This is a genomic window from Devosia oryziradicis, assembly GCF_016698645.1.
GTDB lineage: Bacteria > Pseudomonadota > Alphaproteobacteria > Rhizobiales > Devosiaceae > Devosia > Devosia oryziradicis.
This window is the reverse complement of sequence record NZ_CP068047.1, coordinates 78,548-94,380: the sequence shown is the minus strand read 5'-3', so window position 1 is coordinate 94,380 and position 15,833 is coordinate 78,548. Positions and strand designations below refer to the sequence as shown.

At 61.2% G+C, this 15,833-nt stretch carries 8 protein-coding genes; 4 read left to right on the top strand and 4 right to left on the bottom strand.

Annotated elements, in window-relative coordinates:
• The first annotated feature begins 5 nt into the window (after positions 1 to 5).
• Genes JI749_RS00410 through JI749_RS00400 form a run of 3 tightly spaced genes read left to right on the top strand, consistent with a single transcriptional unit; the run spans position 6 to position 6,480 of the window.
• Positions 6 to 3,218, top strand: a complete 3,213-nt coding sequence (locus tag JI749_RS00410; RefSeq protein WP_201657142.1) for a DUF1156 domain-containing protein — start codon at positions 6 to 8, stop codon at positions 3,216 to 3,218.
• Positions 3,215 to 3,715 carry a hypothetical protein gene (locus tag JI749_RS00405; RefSeq protein ID WP_201657139.1) on the top strand — a complete coding sequence of 167 codons (501 nt, stop codon included), beginning with the start codon at positions 3,215 to 3,217 and terminating at the stop codon, positions 3,713 to 3,715. Before JI749_RS00410 ends, JI749_RS00405 begins: the two co-directional genes overlap by 4 nt.
• An 8-nt stretch (positions 3,716 to 3,723) precedes the next feature.
• Positions 3,724 to 6,480 (top strand): DEAD/DEAH box helicase, encoded by a 2,757-nt coding sequence (locus JI749_RS00400; protein WP_201657136.1) that lies wholly within the window; start codon positions 3,724 to 3,726, stop codon positions 6,478 to 6,480.
• A 579-nt stretch (positions 6,481 to 7,059) separates the two neighbouring features.
• On the opposite strand, the gene JI749_RS00395 is transcribed toward JI749_RS00400, so the two are convergent.
• From JI749_RS00395 to JI749_RS00380, 4 genes are all read right to left on the bottom strand, one after another.
• On the bottom strand, positions 7,060 to 10,752 hold the full coding sequence (locus JI749_RS00395) for an ATP-dependent DNA helicase (RefSeq protein WP_201657133.1): 3,693 nt from the start codon (positions 10,750 to 10,752) through the stop codon (positions 7,060 to 7,062).
• Between the two features lie 515 nt (positions 10,753 to 11,267).
• Entirely contained in the window at positions 11,268 to 13,007 is a 1,740-nt protein-coding gene (locus JI749_RS00390) for a methyl-accepting chemotaxis protein (RefSeq protein WP_267911669.1), read from the bottom strand.
• A gap of 40 nt (positions 13,008 to 13,047) precedes the next feature.
• The gene (locus JI749_RS00385) at positions 13,048 to 13,905 is read right to left on the bottom strand and encodes an SMP-30/gluconolactonase/LRE family protein (RefSeq protein ID WP_201657127.1); all 858 of its coding nucleotides are present in this window, start codon (positions 13,903 to 13,905) and stop codon (positions 13,048 to 13,050) included.
• Positions 13,902 to 14,630 (bottom strand): FadR/GntR family transcriptional regulator, encoded by a 729-nt coding sequence (locus JI749_RS00380; protein WP_201657124.1) that lies wholly within the window; start codon positions 14,628 to 14,630, stop codon positions 13,902 to 13,904. The genes JI749_RS00385 and JI749_RS00380 overlap by 4 nt, the downstream gene beginning before the upstream one ends.
• A gap of 155 nt (positions 14,631 to 14,785) precedes the next feature.
• On the opposite strand from JI749_RS00380, the gene JI749_RS00375 reads away from it, so the two are divergent.
• A complete protein-coding gene (locus JI749_RS00375) occupies positions 14,786 to 15,793 on the top strand; it encodes a mannonate dehydratase (RefSeq protein WP_201657121.1) in 1,008 nt (335 codons plus the stop codon).
• The last annotated feature ends 40 nt before the right edge of the window (positions 15,794 to 15,833 follow it).

Here is a 15,833-nt window from a genome sequence, read left to right as displayed (position 1 = left end):
GACGTATGGCCACAAAGAAGGAATATATTGCACAGGAAGTGGCGCGCGCTGTCGGAGCGGGCAAAGCCGTCGCGCTGGAGACGGTTGATTTCAGCGACCCCAACCGGCCAAAGACCTGTCTCGAGGTCGATTTCCCAATCCTCCCCGTCAATCATGTGGCGGTCATCGAGGGCAATGCCGGCAAGCCCATCTACCAGATGTCGAAATGGTGGGCGCGCCGCCGATCGAGCGTCTTCCGCTCCATGTTGATTGCTGCAGCTACAAAGGCGCCTGACGATCCAGGTGCCGCTGCGAAGCTGGTTTGGGACAACTACTATGCCAACCACCAGAAGAAGGGCGCCTTCAAAAATATCAAGGTCGCGGACATCTTCATGGGCGGAGGCACCACACTGGTGGAGGGATCACGCCTTGGCATGCAGATGTCGGGGAACGATCTGAATCCCGTCGCTTGGTTCGTCGTCAAGCAGGAGCTGGCGGATGTTGACCTTGATGAGGTCAAGCGCCTGCTTGCCGACATTGAGGCGGAGGTCAAGCCCCAGATCATGCCGTTCTACTATTGCGACGGTCCGAACGGGGAGAAGGGGACCTGGACGCATAAGCCGACAGGCAAGGTGATGGGAGAGGATTTCGATCCGCTGTCCCTGAAGCCTGAGGAGCGAACGGACTACAGCTACGAAGGTCCTGAGATCATCTACACCTTTTGGGCCAAGCATGGGCCCTGCCAGGTGACGGGCTGCGGCCACCGCACGCCGATCATGACCGACCCGGTCATGGCGGTAAAGGAGCTGACAGTGAAGCATTGGCCGCACAAGTGCCGGTCGTGCAGCGAACGCTTCGACATTGAAGATGCCGAAGCGCGTATGGCGCCCGGCGTCCCGCTCTATGTGGCGCCGGACGAGAGACCCTATTCGATCCTCGACCCCAAAAGGCGTGTCATCTGCCCCCATTGCGGTCATGCCGAAATGGTGAAGCTGGACAAGGGCAAGAACAAGAAGGTCGAACTTTCGGTCCTGGTTCATCCTGAGTGGCTGGCAGGCAGCCCGAGGGCAGCGCCGGATGGTACCGATTTCGGCGGTGCACCGCAGGACGATGCGATATCGACGCGTGCCTGGAACACTGAGCGGGCGCGCCATATTCGCCTTCTGGAGGTGCGTGGCAAGCTTCCTGAGACCGTTACCTGCCCAGAGACCAAGGTGACCTTCGCGACCGGAAAGGAAGGCGGCACCGTTCCGAAGCGGTCCACCTTCACCTGCGCCTCCTGCGGATCGCAGCAGGACGTGATGAATGCAACTCGCGACTCCAAGAAGGGGGGACAGGTCGCGGGCTACGGCATCCAAGGGCTAGCGCCCAGGCGCGGTAATGCTGGCTTACCCTATAGAGGGAGGTTCTTTGCGCCATTCAACGGGCAGCTGGCTGACCAATACAGCGCGTCGATTGAGGAGTGGGAGCAGCGCAAGGATGGCGATCTTGCGGAGTATTGGCCTCGCTCAGAGGTTCCCTATGGCTTCATGACGGCCATCGCCAACAGCGACATTCGCACGAACTATGGGTTCACGCATTGGTGGACCATGTTTAATCCACGGCAACTACTCGTGCTGTCCCAAATCCTGAAGAGCATCGTCGAGACTGGCGAATACAGTTGGGCAACCCGTGAATACGTTTTGGGTGCTTTCCAACAGTATGTCCGAAATCAGAATATGTTCTGCTTCTGGGATATTAGTCGCGATTGCCTAGCCCCGCACATGAGCAACAACAACTACCACCCGAAATCGAACATAGTTGAAAACTGTGTATTCAGCTCGTTGGGCCGGGGAAACTGGATGTCATGTGCTGAAACGATAGAGGCGGGCGAAGAGTGGTCTAAGAGGCCATGGGAGCCAGTCAGCGCTGAAACGCTTGCTGTGACTCACCCCATGATCGCAGCTGAGATTTCAGGCAAGAGTGAAAAGGTTTATCCTGGCGACCCTGTCCAGGAAACCGAGATCTTCCAGGGATCCTCGACAGAACTGCGCCAATTCTCGGACCGATCGATAGACTTGGTAATCACCGATCCACCCTTCGGTGGCCTTCTCCATTATTCGGAACTCGCGGATTTCTTCCATGCCTGGCTGCGCCTGCCCCTGAAGGAAAAGTACCCGGAATACTTCGGTCCCGAATACACTCCAAAGTCGATGGAAGCCGTGTCGAACAAGGCTCGTGAGCCTGAGGATCCGGATGGCTTTTATCAGCGTCTCCTGACCGCATGCTGGCGCGAGGCATACCGCATCCTGAAGCCAGGCGGCGTCTTGGCGTTCACCTTCCACCATAGCGAGGATGCACCTTGGGTATCGGTGCTCGAGTCGCTGTTCGACGCCGGCTTCTACCTTGAGGCGACCTACCCCATCCGCTCAGACGAAACCAAGGGGGAAGGTGAGTTCGGTTCAAAGACCATTGAGTACGACATAGTGCATGTGTGCAGAAAACGCATCCACGAGCCTAAGGCGGTCAGTTGGGCGCGAATGCGCCGCGAGGTTCTAGCGGATGTCCGACAGCTTCAGGGGTTGCTGGAAAACCACGCCCGCCGGGGCCTGCCGGAAGCTGATATCCAAGTCATCCGGCGCGGCAAGGCTCTCGAGTACTTTTCGCAGCACTACGGCAAGGTGTTCGTCGATGAAGGCCGGCCGATCTCAGTCAAGGATGCATTGGTTGGTATCAACCAACTGATCGACGAAGATGCAAACAAGGGGGCCGTGCCGCCGCCAGTCACCGCCGAGCCGATCACCCGCCAATTCCTGCGGATCTTTGACGGAAAAACCGAGCTTGCTCGGGACCAAATGCAGAAAACGCTGCGAGGATCAGGCATAGCTCCCGACGAATTCGTGAACCGTGGATGGGCGCGGGAAGAGCGGAAGGTTTTCCACCTCAACGACCCTCTGGAGATAGCGCGAGACTGGCAAGGGCGTCACCGCCGGCGTCTGACAGTGGATCTGGACCAGGCCCTCGTCCTCATGGGCGCATGCTTCGATGGCAGCGGCATCAACGCCGCTGATACGCTTAAGAACGACAACTTCCGCCCGCATCCGGCGCTTAAAGGACTCCTTGAATGGTTCTCTAAGCACGGTGCCTCCCAATCGAGTCGCAATGCATCGTCACGGGCGTTGACCATCTACAACGATTGGGCAGCCAGTAACAAAGAAGCAGCCGCGCAGCTGTCGCTGTTCCTGGAGGATGGATTATGAAACGTCTCATCGACAGCGTTTGGCAACGGCGTGGCGTCAGCTGGATCTGGAATGACGATGCCTTAGTTTCTATCGCAAAGCCTTCCGAGGTATTCAGCCTGCGCAGTCTGATCCGCGCCTCGAAAAATTGGCCGGACGACCTCCCCAGTAATGGCGGGGACACCCTTGTGGTTGCTGGCCTGGATGCTTGCCTGGATCTATTGACTCCCGAGGATGCCGACCACTGGCTCGGGAACGACCTCAAGTCGGCAATCCTGTCGTTCCAGGACGCCTATTCCGGAGAAGCAGCGCTCATCTTCTGGCTGCCTAAGGGTGAGCGTCGTATCCAGACCGACTTGGCGACCGATTCTGTCCGTTGGCGCTGCGCGGCGCCCCATTCCGACCAGCAAATCGAGTTCGGTCGCATCCTGTGGGGTGAGGCACGCGAGTATCCGCAAGAAATCGTCACCGCAGAGAATGGCACGCCAGTTGGGCTGTTCCACCTCCGAATTACTTGAGGGTGGCGATGGGCGACGCTAATTTTGCTCCCGGCGAACGCATAACTCACTCCGAATTCGGTTCGGGCGTGGTGCTGGAGCTCGCTCGCGAAGGCTACCTGCGTGCCTTCTTCAGCGGCGGCGAACGCCGCGTGCCAGTACAGAGTGTTCGGCAAGAGCTTTCGCGCACCGAGCGCATCTTGCGCTCGGTTGAGGGAACGCCTGATCGTGCCCGTGCAGTGTGGCTCTCCTATGAGGCGCACGCGCTGCCTGTCATGGAAAGCGCATCAGCCCTCACGTCGGCGCGTATCGATTTGCTGCCACATCAAGTGGTGTTGACGCATCGCGTCGCAACCGCGTCACCTCGGCGATTCCTGATCGCCGACGAAGTTGGGCTTGGGAAAACCATCGAGACTGCGCTGATCCTCAGGGAGCTCGCGAGTCGCGGTGAGCTCAACCGGGCGCTCATGGTCGTCCCCGCCGGGCTTGTCAACAACTGGCACCGCGAACTGAACGACGTCTTCAATCTCGATTTTGAGGTCTTCGGCTCGGAAGGTGACATCACTGATCGTAAGACCAATGCCTTTGCCAAACATGACCGCTTAATTGCCAGTATTGACACGCTCAAGCGGCCAGCTCGGATCAAGCGCCTCCTTGAAGCGGGGCGCTGGGACCTCGTGGTTTTCGACGAGGCTCACCACCTAGCGGCCTACCGCGTTGCTGGGAAGGTACGGAAGACGGAGAACTACAAACTTGCCGAGGCACTCAAGGGGCACACTCGCGACCTCTTGCTCCTGTCTGCGACGCCGCACCAGGGCAACCACTTCCAGTTTTGGATGCTTGTCCAGCTGCTCAATCCCACCCTCTTCAACAGCCCCGAAGAGATGTTGGAGAACCGCCATCGGCTGAACACAGTGATGTTCCGCCGCACAAAGGCAGACGCCTGCACACCCGATGGTAGCGCTCTCTTCGCTCGTCGCTGGGTTCACACTGAATCGTTCCTTATGCGGGATGACGAGCGGCTATTTTACGAGAAGCTGCGCGAGTATCTGGAGGACGGTTTTGACCTTGCACGTCGGCAAGGAAACCAGGGGCGTGCCCTTGGCTTCCTAATGGCTATCTTCCAGAAGATAGCCGCCTCCAGCTTTTCTGCTGTACGGCGCACGCTTAAGCGCCGAATGCTCATGCTAACGCTGCATGAAGCTCTGCTCAGAGATCGTAACCTGGACATCGAGGGCAGGAATACCCTTAACGACCAGGCTCGCGCGATCATTCGGGAGGAATGGGGGCTCAGCCAGGACGCCGTCGGAAGGGCGCAGGTCGATCGAGTCATGGCCGATTTGAAGCATCGACTTGCGCGCAAGCTCGACGACGAAGACTTGGAAATGGGTTCCGATCCTTACGGAAGCGAGTCGGCGTCGATGCATGTCGAAGATGCTGTATCCGCCGCCGTGGATATCCACCTTCCGGAAGAGCGGTTGCGCATCGCCGATCTCCTTGCCGTGTTTCCCGACCAGCGCGAAACGAAGGCGCAGAAGCTTCTTGATGGGCTTGGCACGCTATGGCAGCAGAATCCAAACGAGAAGATCGTAATTTTCGCCACGTACCTCGGCACGGTTGAACTGCTTGCCCGAGAGATCGAGCGAGTCTATCCCGGTCAAGGCGTCGAAGTGCTCCGCGGCGGCGATCACGGTGCCAAAGTCGCGGCCGAGCGTCGTTTTAGAACGAAAGACGGTCCTCGGGTGCTCGTTTGCACAGCAGCCGGCCGGGAAGGGATCAATCTTCAGTTCGCGCGCATATTGTTCAACTTTGATCTGCCTTGGAATCCGATGGATATGGAGCAGCGCATCGGACGCATTCACCGCTACGGACAGGCATCCACAGCTCAGGTCTATAATCTCGTTCTTTCCGACACGATCGAGGGCCGGATATTCCTGCTCCTCGACGACAAGCTCACCGAGATAGCCCGTACCCTCGGCAAGGTCGATGAACGGGGTAATGTCGCCGAAGACCTTCGCTCACAGATTCTTGGGCAGCTCTCAGAACGTCTCAACTATGACCGCCTCTATCAGGAAGCGCTCTCGGATCCCGAATTGAAGCGGACGGCCGTCGAGCTGGAGGCTGCGCTCTCCAATGCGCGCGAGGCTCGCGAGGTGGTCTTTGATCTCTTCCAGGACCTCGATCGCTTCAGCCTTGATGACTACAAACCCCTCTCTGACATTTCGTCTGGAATGGGTCGACTCGTGGATTTCCTTCACGCTGCTCTGTCCGATCGGGACGTCAGACTCAGGGAAGTCGATCGTCACACGTACGATCTGGTTGGTGCCAACGGCGTACGCAAAAAGCGCTTCACACTCGACCGAGACCTTGCCACATCCAGCGACGACATCGATCTGATGGGTATCGATCACCCGCTGCTTCAGCAGGAGCTCGCCCGCTGGCGAGATCTTCCGGCAGAACAGCTGGGTGTTGCCGTAAAGGGGGCGGATGCTCGGCCGGCACTGTTGTCGCTTTGGCTCGTTGAGTCATCTTCGGGCAGCGGTGAAAGACTCGTTTCCGTTCAATCCATCGCGGTCAAGCCTGACGGCGCACGCATTCCTGGCATAGAACGCCATGCTGCTCAGTTGCTCAGGGGCGAACCGACCGCGCCTGTGCTGACCCCAGAGCAGAGGCTCGCCTTGTTTTCTGGTGCCGTCGAACCGACGCTGCAACGCGAGCTCCGTCATCGTGGCGCAGGTGACGGAAGCTATTCGGCCGAGTTGATCGGCTACGTTGAGCTTGTTTGAGGAACATCGGTCGTCTCAGGGCCGGCCAACTACAACCGCTCATTGAAGCTCGGATGACCCCATAGAACTGGGCGACGACTGGATTTGCTTGTCGGTGACAGGCAAGGACCCTCGCAGTATGGAAAGCATGCGAGCAGTGTTGCTGCCTGCTTCGGCGTTCTCTGGCCGCTCCTCCTCAATTTCGCGGTCGAGGGTTCGAGCATCGACAAAAAATTCCGTTTGCTCGCGCGATCGGGAACTGGCGACATACGCGTTGTGCCTGTCGAACCGGGATGGGAGAAGGACCAAACTATGGTCGACGGTTCGTCCCTGTGCCTGCCATAATGTCGTTCCACAGGAGTGAGTGAAGGCATTTCAAGCAAGACAGAGGCTGGGTGCGGCTTGGGTTTCCGCCCCATCTTCGTGAGTCTTGCAAATATCAGCCGGTTAGTCCGGTGATTACGCCCGGACCCTCGCAAGCCAGGACGACGGCACCCTTCCCGCCACGACCGTACAGCGCGCATGGCTGGGTGGGTTGTTTTGCTCAGTCGCGGTGGATGCCTGTGAGCCAGCGAGGCACCTGGTAGGCAATCTGACTAGCTAATCGAGGAGCTCGCGTATCGAATTGACAACTTGCTGCAGCCGAGCGGAGTCAAGCCCGCCGCGTTCATCATCTTCCGACGAGAACAGCGTCTGCCCCAAGATGAACCCGTTCGCTTCATACCACGCCCGCTTCCACTCCCACCCCTTCCGGTAGTCCTCACGACCCATCATGCCGAGGTGTTCCCAGAGGATCAGGTCGCCGTCTGTAGTGACGAATGAAAAGTCTGGACGGAGGTGGCCGGGTTGGACCTCCCCATCAAGTACGCGTTCGTACTCGTATTCCACACCTGACCGGTGTAGCATGTTCGCGATCACCAGCTCCGATTTGCTGCGGACCAAGTGACCCTTCTCCGTACGATGGATCAGATTTTCGGCATACGGAACCTCGGTCTCGACTCGCCGGAGTGCGCCTAGGAAGAGGTTGGTGTTCCGCCGCGCGGTCTCTGACCGCTCGGGCCGGGTGTAGTCGAACAACACCGACGGGTTGTCTCCCTCAATTAGTAGCACGAGCTGGCGGCGCGACCGGGTCAGGGCCGTGTAGAGTAGCTCGCGTGAAAGAGGCCGGCAGTTCTTGGGCAGGACGACAAACACCTTCTGGAACTCGCTGCCCTGCGACTTATGCACGGTGATCGCATACGCGAGCTCGAGCGGCCCAGATCCGCCTGGAAAGTCGCGGCCGCTGTAACCAAAACGCAGGTTGGGACGGCCGGCGAAGACCACGTTCAACCATGGGGCTTTTCCATTACCGACGAGCCCGACCTCGCCGTTGGCTACGTAGTGGTCACCCGACTCGTGCCCGTCATAGGCATCGCGCCACTGGTTTGAGACCTGGATGACCTTGTCCCGAATGACGATGCTTTCGTCGCCTAGACTGACCACCCACGGCTCGGCAGCTGCGTTGAGCTCCCGTGCGCGATAGCGACGCTGCGCCCAGCGGTTCAGGTCGTGCACGCCGTGGGCGTGCATGCGAACCGGTGACAGGATCTGCCACTGCTCGGAGCCGCCGGGCTCGTCGAAGGGAACCCAGCCTCGCTCGTCAATGCCGAGTGAGGCGTTGAAGCTGGTGACGTCGCCAGCCTGCGCAAGGCCGAGATGCTTCTGGAAGGCCTCACTCAAGCGGCTACGCAGCTCGTCGGGCGTCGTCCAGAAGAACAGGTCCAGGTCATTGAAGGGCCGCCCCGTTTCTAAATCGCTGAGAACACGGTCGGCGTCCACGGGCTGCGTCTCTCTCGTGAACCAGGAGGCGAGCCGGAGCGTATCCGATGCTTGGTCCGCGCCCGCGACGGCGCGGACCTCGACCGTCAATCGAGCCAATGCCTCGCCGAGCGCCAGGCCGGTGTCGCTCTTTGCATCCGTAGTCTCCAGATAGGACGTCAGGTCGGCGAACGGACGTCCGACCCCGATTGGCGGCAGCTGGTTGGGATCGCCCACGAGAATGAGCCGCTGGACATGGGCAAGGTCGAGCGCGTCCAGCACGGCAGCAAGATCGTCCATGGTGAGCATCGAGCACTCGTCAATGACAACCGTCCTTTCCTTTCGGTACTTCTCCTTGCCATGGAAGCGCGGCCTCTGACGGACACGGTCGTACCGTCCAAGCTCGTTCAAGAACTGGGCGACGGTCATCGCCTCGGCGTTGGCCGCCTTTCCGAGCCTGACGCGTGCCTTGCCGGTTGGGGCGAGCAGCAGAATGCCATCGCGGGCGAGCGCGTCGTTGAGCAAGAGCGCCCCCATGACGGACGTCTTGCCGGTGCCAGCCCGCCCGACGAGCGCGGTCAGGCGACGTGAGGTCACGCGGGCGAGTGCAGTCGCTTGCTCGTCGATGGCGAGAACGTGCCGTGCGTTCTTGGGATCGAACGCGCCGCCGGCCGCCTTAACCGCTTCCATCAGGAGCTTCTTCCAATCGGCCATCACCACAGGGGCGGCCTTCCCCGCGCGTTTCGAGAGGACGGAGCGCAGTTTATCCTCGCGCGTCTTCAGCTCAGTAAGTTGAACCGCAGAAATCCCAGTCTGCTGACCCTCAGGCGCCGGCATGTCAATGAGCTCAACAACACCAGCCAGCGCCGCCGAGTTGGTGCTGGGCCAATCCACACCGATCAAGCAGGGGTGGGCCAGCTCGAGCGCGGCAACCTTTTCGACGGCCTCCGTGACGCTCAGCAGTGCGTCACCGGTATCCGACGCGCGTCGCAGCACGGCGACGAGCGCCGCTCGCAGGCGACGTGGATCGGCCGCGGACTCTACGCGCGACGGGTGGGGGACCGGGTGATTGGCGGCGATCGTTGCTTCAGGAAGCAGGCCGCGGTCGATCGTTCCAACCGAGACTGGCGACTCCTTCGCGTCCCCTAGGTCAACCTCGCTGATCCGGTAGGGGTTCGCGATGGTCTCGGCGTCACTCGTGGAAGCCGTGCTCGCCGCCGCCCGCTTTGAGGGATCGAACCAGCGGCTCGCTTGTGCCGGCGTGAGAGCGAAGCGTGAGAGCAGCTTCAAGAGCAGCCGCCGTTCATCCGCTAGATTGAGCCAGGTGTCGCGCACGGCCTTGAGATCGGCGTCGTAGGCGGGTTGCGGCGGTTTCATTTTACCACGGAGCAGCGCATCGACGTGGGGCCAAGGATCCGCATCGGTCGCTACCGCACCCGAGGCAAGCAGCTCAAGTGTCAGCGCCGTCCCCAGCCGCATGCCCAAAGCTTCCAGGGCGGAGCCCAGGCCTGGGAAAGCCCCCCGGTCTTTCCAGGCGAGCCCGATCTGCGTGTTGAGCCATTCCTCACGCCTTTCCCACGGTCCTTGTGCGATCCCATGGGCGCGGATCTTCCGGACCGCCTCGAGGCAACGGATCAGCGTCGAGAGCGCGATGTCTGCAGGCGCGAGTTCCGCGGCGTAGGAGAACGCCCTCATGTGAGCTGGGTCGGCTGGGACGGCGATTTCGGCCAGGAGCCTCGCCCGGCGCGCATCCTCGACGTCGTCGCCCGTCGGTTCGAGATAGTCGTGATACGGCAACAGAAACCCGTCGAAGCCGTCCGGGCGGATCGAATGCCGGAGCAGACGATCCCACATCGGATAGGCGTCCTTGCCGGCGGGCGCGTCATATTGCTTTACTGGGGCAATGGACTGAATACGACCGACACCGACCACTAGGCGCGAGATAGTATCGCCCAGCGGTTGGCCCTCTTTGCAGTAGAAGAAGACCAGCGAACGCTCCGGCGTAAGGCGGTCGAACACATGGTCGACGATCGCCGTCTGACGGGCCCGGCCGAAGACCCATGGACTAGAGAACGGCGATTGTTCGTCAGGCGGCAAAGGCTTTGGCAGCTTCGCATCAATCGCGGCTTGCTCGCTGCGCAACATCCAACCGAACGGGACCGCAAAAGCCGCAAAAGGCGGAACCTTCACGACAGTTGGCTTCAGATGACCATGAGTCGCCGTTGCTTTCTTGATGGACGCGTAAGGGTGCTCGAAGCGGCGGGTCCATTCCGTGTCGTTCATGAAGGCGCCCGATTCCGCCTTGCAAGGTGGCAGCTCTTCCGGCGTCAGCTCATGCCATGGCCGGCCCGCCAGCGCGTCCTGAGCGGCGTCGTCCTTCTCCTCGCGGATTCGGTCGAGAGCGACGCAAAACGCATTCGAAGACGGAGCCGGGCAAACCCGCCCGTTCCAACGCGCACCATGCCATGCCACACGCATCGTAAGATGAAACACCATTATTCCTCAATTGAATCATGCCAAAATGCCGTAGCTTGCACTGCGTTATAGTAGTGCCTCAGACCCTCACACAATGGAAGCGTAACCGCTGGACAGCAGTGCGCGGCGCGACCCTGGCTGCGTTGTGCGTGCCTTCTTGGAGGAAAGTACCAAGCCCAGCCCGCCTGAGGCTGGAAAAAAGCAGTGCAATTGGCTGTGTTCGGATTACGCCTTCAGGACGGTTTGCAGAGGTATTTTTCTGCCGGTCAGCGATGGTGACGCCGTGAGCTCGTCCCGAGCGTTTGTACTTGCATGTTTGCGGTACTCCTGTGACAGCCTCACGAGCCGAACAAGACGCTGACCCAAGTCGCAGATCAATGCTCCATCGTCCCCCACGAGAGCGATTATCTTGCAATTTCAATGGTGTAAGTGTTCGTTGTTTTATTCTGACCGGCGCGCCAATTCTTCAATGACATCGCTGCTGCGCCGCTCCCCATGGTCATGGGCGGCCGTAACCCGCTCGGGGTAGTTGCCGCTCAGAACTCGTCCCAGTCCGCCTTGATGGCTGCGTTGCCCTGGCTGAGATAGGTCGCTGCGGCCGATTTGACTCGCGATTGTGCCTTGGCGCCCGGACGAGCGCTGGCGCCGGCAGGCACTGGAGCGGCCATGCCCTCGACCACGAACACCTCGACGATCTGGTCGAGCTCGCGGGCCTGCGTCTCGGTCTGTTCGATGGCGGCGTTGGTTTCTTCGACCAGCGCCGAATTGTGCTGGGTCATTTCGTCCATCTGGCGGATCGCGCTGGTGACTTCCGAGATCGCCCCCGATTGCGAGCGCGTCGCCTGGGTGATGCCGTCGGTGAGCTGGGTGCTTTCCCTTATGCCGTCGAGCATCGCGGCCAGCTTGCTGGTCGCTTCGGCCACCAGGCGGCTGCCGCCGGACACTTCGGTGGCTGATTGTTCGATCAAAGCCTTGACCTCGGACGAGGCGCTGGCCGCCGATTGCGCCAGCCGCCGCACCTCGACTGCCACCACGGCAAAGCCCTTGCCGGCGTCGCCGGCGCGCGCAGCTTCCACCGAGGCGTTAAGGGCCAGGAGGTTGGTCTGGAAGGCAATGTCGTCGATCAGGCCGATAATGTTGGAAATCTTGCCAGACGAGGTGGAAATCCGCTCCATGGCCTCGTTGGAGCGCTTCATCACCGCGCCGGTCTCCTCGGCGGTATGGGAAACCTCCTGGGCCTTGCTGTTGGCCTGCTCGGCGCGAGCCGCGTTTTCCGTCACCGTCAGGGCCAGTTGCTCCATGGCAGCCGATGTTTCTTCGATCGCCGCGGCCTGCTTGGTCGTCCGGTCGCTGAGGTCATTGGCGCCGTGCAGGATTTCCTGCGTCGCCGTGCGCAGCGCCCGCGACATGTCGCGCAGCCGGCCCACAATGCCGGAGAACTTGGAGACGGTCTGGTTGAAGGCGGTACGAACTTCCTCCAGCTCGGCAATGAACGGAGTGTCTATCCGCGCCGTCAGGTCACCCGCCGCGAGCTTTTCGAGGCCCGTGCCCAGCAGGTTCACCGCCGACTTCCGACCGGTGACGTCGGTGGCATATTTCACCACCTTGTAGGGCTTGCCGTTGAGGTCCAGGATCGGGTTATACGACGCCTGGATCCAGACCTCCTTGCCGCCCTTGCCAAGGCGCAGATATTCGGCCGCCTGGTATTCGCCGCGTGCCAAGCGTGCCCAGAACTGGCGGTAGTCCTCGCTATTGGCATAGCTCGGCGTCACGAACATCTTGTGGTGCCGGCCCTGGATTTCGCTCAGGTGGTAGCCCATGGCCGCGCAGAAATTGGCATTGGCCGTCAGCACTTCGCCGTCCATGTTGAACTCGATGACGGCCTGCGATTTCTCGATGGCAGCGAGCTGGCCCTCGCCATCGGCCGTGGCAAGTTTGTGAGCGGTTACGTCGCTGGCGATCTTGACCACCTTGACGGGCTTGCCGCTCGCATCGAAGACGGGACTATAGGAGGCCTGGATCCAGACTTCCTTCCCACCCTTGCCCAGGCGCTTGTATTCGGCGGAGGCGAACTCGCCTTTGCGTAGCCGCTCCCAGAACTGCTGGTAGTCGGCGCTGGCAGCATAGCTGGGCTCGAGGAATAGCCGGTGATGCTGCCCCACCACCTCGGCAAGCTCGTAACCCATGACCTTGCCACGGCCTCTGCGCCGCCAATAAAGCCAAAAGCCATTCTCAAATCCCCTGGAGTCAACGAACTCTAAATGCCAGGGAAGAATTTATCGTTAACGGATTGCAACTGCTGCGCAATTGGCGCGACTAGGCCGCAAATAGGCCGACCGGCACGCCCGCCGTGTCGCTTCGGAAACGGAGGATGCCATCGTGGCCCGTCTCGGCACGCCCTGAATCGAGGCTGGTCACGAATACCATGCGCATGTCGGCGCCACCAAAACAGGGCATGGTGGGGCGCAGCAGCGGCACATCCACCCAGCCCAGCAATGCCCCGTCGGCCGAGAAACGATTGATGCGGCTCGCCGACGGTCCCGCCGACCAATAGGTGCCCTCGACGTCGCATGCGCCGCCATCGGGTCGTCCGTTGGCCTCGTCGCGGTCGCGCAGCCGCCGCCGATTGCTGGCGACGCCGGTTTGTGCGTCGAAATCCCAGCAATCAAGCCAGATGCCGCCGCGCGAATCCGAATGGTAGAGCCGGGTCCCATCCGCATTCCAGGCCAGGCCGTTCGAGATGGAGATGCCGTCGGCAATGATCCGCACCGAACCGTCCGGCCCGACGCGATAGAGTTTTGCCGCATCGCCATCGGCGTCCATGCTGCCGACCCAGAAGGCGCCGTCGGGTCCGACCTTGCCATCGTTGAGCCGCATGTCCGGCTTGGCGTGGGTCACCGAGGCGACCAGCTGGCGCCTGCCGCTTGCGGGATCAAACAGCACGATGTCGTTGCGCAGGGCCACGACGAGCCGGCCATTGCGGGCCAGTCCGAAGCTGGGCACCGGCTCGCCGAAGCTCCAGCGCTCGCGTTCGCCCCGCGCCGGGTCGAGCGCGTGGATCACGCCGGCTGGTATGTCGCACCACAGCAGCCGCTGCCGGTCGGCATCCCAAACCGGGCTTTCACCGACCCCGAAACGCTCCTGCACCACGAAGGTGATCTCTGGCTGGCTCATGTCGCCTTGTCCACGTCATGGGTCAGGCTCCACTCGCGATAGCGCCGCCGGCCGCCCTCCAGATGCTGGCGCATCGCCGCCCGGGCATCGTCGGCGCGCCGCGCGCTGATGGCCTCGAAGATGCGTCGATGCTCACCCTGGATCATGTCGAGAAACTCGGACTTGTCCTTTTCATCGGTGAAGCTGGCGCGCAGGGCGCGACGGGGGATCAGCCGCTCCCCCATCTCGTCGACAAACAGGCGGAACCGCACATTGTTGGTGGCGTCGGCAATGGCGCGGTGAAAGCTGCGATCGGCATCTGTGGCCAGCGTATTGTCCGCCAGGTGGCGGGCGAACTGGCTCATTGCCTGTTCCATGCGCAGGAGGTTGGTCTCGGTGCGCCGCTCGGCCGCCAGCCCGGCTGCCTCGATCTCGACGCTCATGCGGAATTCCATGAAGTCGAGCACCGCGCCGATATCCTGCGGTGCTTCCATCAGCATCGAGCCGAGCGTGGGCGTGGGCGGTTCGCTGACATAGACGCCGCTGCCGCGCAGCGAGCGCAAGCGCCCCTCGGCCTTGAGGCTGGCAATGGCCTCGCGCACCACCGTCCTGCTCACCGAAAACCGCGTGCAGAGCTGGTCGGAGGGAGGCAGCTTGTCCCCGGGCTGCAGACCGTCATCCGCGATCAGCTGGATGAGGCCGGTCTTGACCCGATCGGTCAGGCGGGGAGCTTGGGCGTCGGCCATGTTCATCCGTCGTTTGAATTCGTCATCCGGGCTGGACGCTAGATGACCCACATGCAGCGCGATAGCGAAATATGCCTGCATCGCGGGCACGTCTTGTCGCGATGGAAAATCTATCATACTACTTCGGAGAAGTCATAAAACATATGAGGCCGGACATGTATGTGGGCACCCAATTGAGCGGCAGTGACGTCGAGCGCTTGGGCGACCGCTACCTGCGGCAACTGGCCCAACTTGGCCTGGTCCATGTCTGCATCGATCCTCCCGGCATCGGCTACGGCTGGACGCGGGACGTACTGCGCCGCCACATCGATCGGGTGGAGGCGGCTGGACTGGTGCTCGACATGGTGCAATTGCCCATGCCGTCATCAGGCATCGACAAGCCGCATGGCGCGCCCGGCATCGTACTGGGACTGGCGGAGCGGGATCGCGAGATCGAGGGCATATGCCGGCTGATCGAGGATCTGAGCGCCATGGGCGTGCGCGCGGCCAAGTACAATTTCAACCTGCTGGGCATTCCGCGCACCGAGTCCGAGCGGGGCAGGGGCGGCGCTGTCATGTCCACCTTCCGCGCCGACAGGATCGTGGATGGCCACGTGCCGACGCGGGCCGGGCAGGTCAGCGCCGACCAGATGTGGGAGCGCATCACCTATTTTCTCGAGCGCGTCGTGCCGGTGGCCGAAGCCAACAAGCTCAGGCTCGCCTGCCACCCCCATGACCCGATGACCCCGCCCGGCTACAAGGGCATGGAACACCGCGTGCTGAGCACGGCCGAGGGCCTCAAGAAGTTTGTCTCCATCGCGGAGAGCCCCTATCACGGTCTCAATTTCTGCCAGGGCACCATCGGCGAAAGCCTCGAAAATCCGCGCGAGGAAATCGGGGACATCATCCGCTGGTTCGGCGAGCGCAAAAAGATCTTCAACGTCCATTTCCGCAACATCAAGGGCGGCCGCTACTCGTTTACCGAGGAGTTCGCCGATGCCGGCGACATGGACATGCCCGCCGCGCTGCGTCTCTACAAGGAGCTGGGCGTCGACTGCATGATCATGCCTGACCATGTGCCCGAGATCGACGGCGAAGCGCCCTTCGAAACCGCCTTCGCCTTCAGCTTTGGCTACATCATCGCCCTGTTCCAGGCCAATGGCTGGGATCCCTATGGGCGGTAAGACATTGATCTGAAAAGCGGAAGGCCCGGATCGAACAATC

What these genes read in the sequence shown, in the direction of transcription:
- JI749_RS00380 (WP_201657124.1), bottom strand. Translation starts at nt 14,630, where the DNA reads ATGGCCGACGCCCAAGCTCCCCGCCTGACCGATCGGGTCAAGACCGGC.
- JI749_RS00410 (WP_201657142.1), top strand. Translation starts at nt 6, where the DNA reads ATGGCCACAAAGAAGGAATATATTGCACAGGAAGTGGCGCGCGCTGTC.
- JI749_RS00385 (WP_201657127.1), bottom strand. Translation starts at nt 13,905, where the DNA reads ATGAGCCAGCCAGAGATCACCTTCGTGGTGCAGGAGCGTTTCGGGGTC.
- JI749_RS00375 (WP_201657121.1), top strand. Translation starts at nt 14,786, where the DNA reads ATGTATGTGGGCACCCAATTGAGCGGCAGTGACGTCGAGCGCTTGGGC.
- JI749_RS00400 (WP_201657136.1), top strand. Translation starts at nt 3,724, where the DNA reads ATGGGCGACGCTAATTTTGCTCCCGGCGAACGCATAACTCACTCCGAA.
- JI749_RS00405 (WP_201657139.1), top strand. Translation starts at nt 3,215, where the DNA reads ATGAAACGTCTCATCGACAGCGTTTGGCAACGGCGTGGCGTCAGCTGG.
- JI749_RS00395 (WP_201657133.1), bottom strand. Translation starts at nt 10,752, where the DNA reads ATGGTGTTTCATCTTACGATGCGTGTGGCATGGCATGGTGCGCGTTGG.